The 6,000-nt window shown below is 37.4% G+C and carries 3 protein-coding genes and 1 pseudogene; 2 read left to right on the top strand and 2 right to left on the bottom strand.

The window, feature by feature from the left end; genetic code table 11:
* Positions 1–383 precede the first annotated feature (383 nt).
* Both IEU71_RS03920 and IEU71_RS10160 read left to right on the top strand, forming a co-directional pair.
* Positions 384–4,193, top strand: a pseudogene (locus IEU71_RS03920) (glycoside hydrolase family 70 protein); the annotation flags it as partial.
* On the top strand, positions 4,173–4,835 hold the full coding sequence (locus tag IEU71_RS10160; protein ID WP_267878702.1) for a PspC-like choline-binding domain-containing protein: 663 nt from the start codon (positions 4,173–4,175) through the stop codon (positions 4,833–4,835). The pseudogene IEU71_RS03920 and the gene IEU71_RS10160, both read left to right, overlap by 21 nt.
* Positions 4,836–5,247: 412 nt before the next feature.
* On the opposite strand, the gene IEU71_RS03915 is transcribed toward IEU71_RS10160, so the two are convergent.
* Positions 5,248–5,454, bottom strand: a complete 207-nt coding sequence (locus tag IEU71_RS03915; protein ID WP_004911193.1) for a hypothetical protein — start codon at positions 5,452–5,454, stop codon at positions 5,248–5,250.
* 35 nt (positions 5,455–5,489) lie between these two features.
* On the bottom strand, positions 5,490–5,723 hold the full coding sequence (locus IEU71_RS03910) for a hypothetical protein (RefSeq protein ID WP_036066482.1): 234 nt from the start codon (positions 5,721–5,723) through the stop codon (positions 5,490–5,492).
* Positions 5,724–6,000: the final 277 nt, after the last annotated feature.

The raw sequence follows: 6,000 nt of genomic DNA, 5'->3' as shown, positions 1-6,000 counted from the left end.
TGTGTGGTAAAGCCAGTGAAATGGCCATTTTTTTCTACGACATCTGGTGTCAAAAGGACCAACGACCTAAGTTTCACAACCAATTTTAGAATAAATCTAAAAAAGGTGAAGATCATCTCCGTCGAGAATAATCTTCACCTTTAATATTAGTAAGTTTTTTCATACTATATTGTGAACACTTCTGGCAACATTATCAGAATAAAATCTAAAAAGCTTCTAAATAAGGGTTTGTCAATGATTTCGGCCATGCTATATTTTCAAATGAGCAATTAATAGCACAGTATTTTTATGAATTTTTGACAAACGTTTAGCAAAAATTGTGATACAATTTACAAGTCGCGTTAAATTAAAACGTGGTTAAAAAATTATGGAGAACGAATGTTATGAGAGAGAAAGTCGTGGCGAGAAAGAAGCTTTATAAGGCGAAAAAGAGTTGGGTGGTAGCTGGTTTGACTACTGCCTTTTTGATGGTGAATCAAGCCAGTGTAAGCGCTGATCAAAATGTAAGTGATACATCGGTCACAACAACAACGCAGGATGTCACAACAGATCAGGACACTGGTATTGACGCATCTGTAACGACGACAGTTAGTCCAAATTTGGATGATACTCAAGTTGATAACGCCAATATTCAGGCATCAACAGATCAAAAAGATGATTCAAAAGGCACCACGCAAACAGTTGAAACGGACGTTACAACGAATAGTCAATCAACAGACACAACAGCAGTGACAGCTCAAACGAATCAAACAGAAACAATACAAAATAGTGATGCAACAACTGAAACAGGACTAGTGACAGTTAATAATCAAGTCAGATACGTTAATCCTGACGGCACAGTGTTGAAAGGCGCATACAAAACAATCAATGGTAACACTTATTATTTTGATGATAATAGTGGTGACGCACTGATAGGCATACATAAAATTGGAGAATCAATTAAGGGATTTGGTCTTACTGGTGTCCAAGTCAAAGGAGATTACTTAACGGCAGTCAACGGTGACAAATATTACTTTGATTCTGACGGTAATACGGTGTCTGGTGTGCAGCAAATTAATGGCAAAACCTATTATTTTGACAGTACTGGTAAATTAATGAAGGGCTATACAGCAGTCTTGAATGGTGTTGTAACTTTCTTCAACAGCACAACGGGTGAAGCAGATAATACTGACGCCTCAACCATTAAAACTGGTGTTACAATTGACAACTCAGATTACACAACGCATAATGCCGCCTATGATAATACAGCCGCCAGTTTTGATAATATCAATGGTTATTTGACGGCAGAAAGCTGGTATAGACCTAAAGAAATACTGGAAAATGGTGAGTCATGGCGGCCGTCTACTACTGAAGATAAACGTCCCATTTTAATTACTTGGCAACCTGATATTGTGACCGAGGTCAATTATCTCAACATGATGGCTGCAAATGGTTTGCTCTCGATTAACGCACCATTTACAACTGCTAGTGACCTTGCCATTATGAATGATGCTGTCAGAGCTGTTCAAAAGAATATTGAAATACGGATTAGCCAAGAAAAATCAACTGATTGGTTAAAAACACTGATGACTCAGTTTATTAATACACAACCGCAGTGGAATGAGGTGAGTGAATCACCAAGCAATGATCACTTGCAAGGCGGTGCATTAACCTATGTCAATAGTCCATTGACGCCAGATGCCAATTCTAATTTTCGTTTGCTTAATCGGACCCCGACTAATCAATCTGGCACAACGCGTTATGATACTGACAAATCTGAAGGTGGTTTTGAATTATTATTAGCCAATGATGTTGATAATTCAAACCCAGTAGTTCAAGCTGAGCAACTTAACTGGTTGTACTATTTAATGAATTTTGGCTCAATTACAGCTAATGATCCAACGGCTAATTTTGATGGTATTAGAGTTGATGCTGTTGATAACGTAGACGCTGACTTGTTGCAAATCGCATCGGATTACTTTAAATTAGCGTATGGCACTAGTTTATCTGATACAAATGCTAACCAACATTTATCAATTTTGTAAGATTGGTCTGCTAATGATGCGGAATACATGTCAAAAACGGGTAGTAATCAATTGACAATGGACACGTATACGCAGCAACAATTACTCTTTTCATTGACAAAAACAGTTGGTAATCGTGCTGACATGCGACGTTTCCTAGAATACTTTATGATTAATCGTGCTAACGATGCCACTGAAAATGTGGCAACACCAAATTACTCATTTGTTCGTGCGCATGATAGTGAAGTTCAAACGGTCATTGCTACGATAATTAAAGATTTACATCCTGATGTTGTGAATAGTCTTGCGCCAAATCAAGCACAATTAGAAGAGGCATTTGCCGTGTATAACGCTGATATGAATCGGGTGGATAAACAATATACCCAATATAATATGCCAAGTGCTTATGCCATGCTTTTGACCAATAAAGATACGATTCCACGTGTGTATTACGGTGATTTATACACAGATGATGGTGAGTATATGGGTACGCAAACACCCTATTATGATGCTATCGTTAATCTATTGCAGTCTCGCGTTAAATATGTTGCAGGTGGACAGTCAATGGCGGTTGATCAACATGATATTTTAACAAGTGTGCGTTATGGCAAAAATTTGGCTGACGCTAATGCGACATCAGATGATTTAACCAGTATTAACTCAGGCATAGGTGTCATTGTTTCTAATAATCCCAATCTTTCGTTGGCGTCTGGTGAAACCGTCGTGCTCCATATGGGCATTGCACACGCAAATCAAGTGTATCGTCAGATACTTGAGACAACCGACAACGGTATTGCAAATAATACCGATATTTTTAAAACAACAGATAGCAATGGTGACTTGATTTTCACAGCTTCTGAAATTCATGGGTATAGTAATGTTCAAGTATCAGGCTTTTTATCAGTTTGGGCACCCAAAGATGCTGCGGATGATCAAGATGTCCGTACTACTGCTAGTGAATCGACTTCTAATGATGGTAATACGCTTCATTCAAATGCTGCCTTAGATTCCAACCTGATTTATGAAGGCTTTTCAAACTTTCAATCTACACCTCAGTCAGAAAGTGAATTTGCAAATGTCAAAATAGCTGCTAATGTTAATCTGTTTAAATCTTGGGGTGTCACCAGTTTCCAAATGGCACCTCAATATCGCTCGAGCACCGATACAAGCTTTTTGGATTCAATTATTCAAAATGGTTATGCCTTCACTGACCGTTACGATTTGGGATTTGAAACGCCAACGAAGTATGGGACGGACCAGCAATTGCGTGATGCAATTAAAGCATTGCATGCTAATGGTATACAAGCAATGGCTGACTTTGTGCCAGACCAGATTTATAATTTGCCTCAAACAGAACTGGTTTCTGTATCACGCACCGATAGTCTTGGTAATCAGTCAGCCAATTCAAATGCAGCCAATGTATTGTATGTATCTCATACAGTTGGTGGTGGTGAATATCAAAGCAAGTATGGGGGCGAATTTTTAGCGCTTATTAAGTCTAAATATCCAAGCTTGTTTAAAACAATTCAGGTTTCGACAGGACTACCAATTGATGATTCAACTAAGATTAAAGAGTGGTCAGCAAAATACTTTAATGGTTCAAATATTCAAGGACGTGGTTTTGGATATGTGCTATCTGATGGTGGCACACAGAACTACTTTAAAGTGATTTCGAACAGTACAGATGATGATTTTTTGCCTAATCAACTGACTGGGCAACCCACAACGACGGGATTTGAACAAACGAGTAAGGGCGTTGTATATTACTCTAAGAGCGGTATTCAGGATAAAAATCAATTTGTCAAAGATGATGTTTCTGGCAATTACTACTATTTCAATAAGAATGGTCTGATGACAATTGGCAGTAAGACAATCAATGGTAAAAACTATATGTTCTTGCCAAATGGCGTAGAGTTACGAGGATCCTTTTTACAAACAGCGGATGGGACCGTCAATTACTATGCGACTACTGGGGAACAGGTTAAGGACGCCTATGTGACTGACACAGAAGGTAATAGTTATTACTTTGATGGTGATGGAGAAATGGTAACTGGTGCTTATACAGTCGATGGACATGCGCAATATTTTGATGTGAATGGTGTTCAAACAAAAGGTGCCATCATTACACTTGACGGCGTGCAACGCTATTATCAAGCTGGGAACGGTAATTTGGCAACGAACCAATATGTCAGCTACAACAACGGCTGGTACTATGCCAACGCCAAGGGCGAGTTAGTGACCGGCGCTCAGAGTATTAATGGTAACGTTCAATATTTTGCCAGCAATGGGCAACAAATTAAAGGTCAAATTGTCGTGACTGGTAATCAGAAAAGTTATTACGATGCCAACACTGGAAATCTTATCAAAAATGATTTTTTGACACCGGATCAAGGTAAAACTTGGTATTATGCCGATCAAGACGGTAATCTCGTGACAGGTGTACAGAATATTAATGGACACAATCAATATTTTGATGATAATGGGATACAAATCAAAGACCAAATCATATCAAATGATGGGCAACAATATTATTATCAAGGTGGTAATGGTGATTTAGTCACAAATCGATATATCAGTTACAATGATAGTTGGTATTACGCCGACGCAACAGGTGTTCTTGTAACAGGTCAACAAATTATCAACGGCGAAACGCAATACTTTAGGACAGATGGTCGTCAAGTAAAGGGCCAAATTATTGCTGATGGTGATAAACAGCATTATTACGACGCAGATTCAGGCAATTTGGTGAAAAATAATTTTGTCACAGTTGATCAAGGTAAAACTTGGTATTATGCTGATCAAGATGGGAACCTCTCTTTGGTTGCCCAATAAGGTGACTGAACTAAAATTTAACGGGTTACAGTAGGAAGATACTGTAACCTTTTTAAAATAAATATATGTAAGCGCTTGCAAAAGCAAAAAAGACATGCTATAATTTAGGTAGAGATTAGGAGGAGATCCTAATAACATTCAAATTTGTTGACGCCGTCAGTGACGATGGCAGGAATGGGTTTCTTTCAATCTAAGAACGACTTGCTCAGTGAAAACTGCTGGGTACGGCTATGAGAATAGCTGTACATTGTAGCTAGTTTGATAATTAATGATATTTGCTTAGGTTTTATACTTGAGAAGTATTATTTCTGGGTGGGTTGTTTTTTGTTTGCTTGGGTCACCACATGACAATAAAAAAGGGTCAAAACTAATTTAATGGTTTTGACCTTTTTTGTTGAAGTTAAGTTGTTTTTTAGCCCAAAAAAATTAGAATTTCTATAATACCAAACATAGCCAACAATGCTGTGAAAAAGAAACCGTACAAGTAACCAAATACTCTAAAAGGACTATCTGTTTTTGTTGCGTTTGTGCGATAGGTTCTAAATGCTTTGTGTGAAGCAAAACCTTGCCAAACGGCAGCCAAAATTAGTAGTAAACCGATAATCAATTGCCACATCATAACACCTCCTCTCTGATTAAAATGAAAATATCTTTTTAGATTGCCAGTCGATCTGCATCTAAAAATTCATATTTTGTGTTGGTGACAAACTGATTGACGCCTTGTTGATTGTCTGAAATCATTGCAATCATTCGGTAGTTAATCAATTTTGCAAACGTGCCATTATTAGGATATAACTGGCTGCCCAACTGTATCGCCGACAACAAAATGAAATGGGCATTGGGATAGTTAAGCTGATTTGGTAAAGGCCAGTGAATTGATGCTGACATGATCTGTTATAAGTTAGTCGTGAATTTAATTATTTCAGACTACCCAATAGGAAAACAAACGGTATTATTGCTGTCACTATAAAGAAAATGATGCTAACATAGTTAATTTTTTTAGTTTTCATAATTATCCTGCCAGATTTTTTGTTATGTGATCATTTTTCGCGAATTCCAAAGTTTAGGAAGCGCTTACAAATTAATTTTATACCTAAAAATATCACAATTCAACTATATATGTCTCAATGTGATAAATAAAGATTTAAAATAACATTTTTGATAA

The organism is Leuconostoc falkenbergense (genome assembly GCF_014634805.1).
GTDB classification, from domain to species: domain Bacteria; phylum Bacillota; class Bacilli; order Lactobacillales; family Lactobacillaceae; genus Leuconostoc; species Leuconostoc falkenbergense.
This window is presented reverse-complemented; position numbering and strand designations above follow the sequence as displayed.

Coding starts and splice junctions, on each gene's coding strand:
- IEU71_RS03915 (WP_004911193.1), bottom strand. CDS start 5,454: ATGATGTGGCAATTGATTATCGGTTTACTACTAATTTTGGCTGCCGTT.
- IEU71_RS03910 (WP_036066482.1), bottom strand. CDS start 5,723: ATGTCAGCATCAATTCACTGGCCTTTACCAAATCAGCTTAACTATCCC.